This window comes from Turicimonas sp. TL08 (genome assembly GCF_054660695.1).
Map to the genome: position 1 here is coordinate 1 of NZ_BAAGDP010000072.1, position 477 is coordinate 477.

At 35.0% G+C, this 477-nt stretch carries 1 protein-coding gene; it reads right to left on the reverse strand.

Annotation, left to right across the window (positions count from 1 at the left end):
- Positions 1-170 precede the first annotated feature (170 nt).
- On the reverse strand, positions 171-477 hold a 307-nt coding region (locus ACYQ4O_RS12995), incomplete at its 5' end, for a hypothetical protein (RefSeq protein ID WP_460175875.1).

Genomic DNA, 477 nt, shown 5'->3' on the forward strand with positions numbered 1-477 from the left:
AAACCCCTCTCTATACTATTACCATTATTTTACTACATATAACCAAAAAAAGTCAAGAGAGATTTTCCTTTTATTTTCAGATAGTAATTATGAAAATAAGGGGGTTTCGGTATCAAACTCAGGAAAAAATAACCGCTTGAATAAGCGGTTTTGTTAAGAAAGATTTAGGGTTACCACCTAGCGTTAATTATTTCTTGGAAAGTAACGGGGTCGTATATGTTATTAAAAAAGAAATATAAGGGTTTTGCCCGTGCACCGTCCGGCATGATTTTTATAGTTTTGCCATTATCAAATAGCTCTGTTCCTATTATCTTAGCTAATGCAACTCTTTGAGGTCTGCCGTTTTTTTCATAGTAAATATGCTTAGTGGTTGCCAAAATTTGGCCTCCGTCTAATTCTTCTCTAACTTCTTGGGATACCGATTTTCCAGCCGTATTTCCTACTCTTACTGATACCCCTTTCATAATTCTTAAGCTC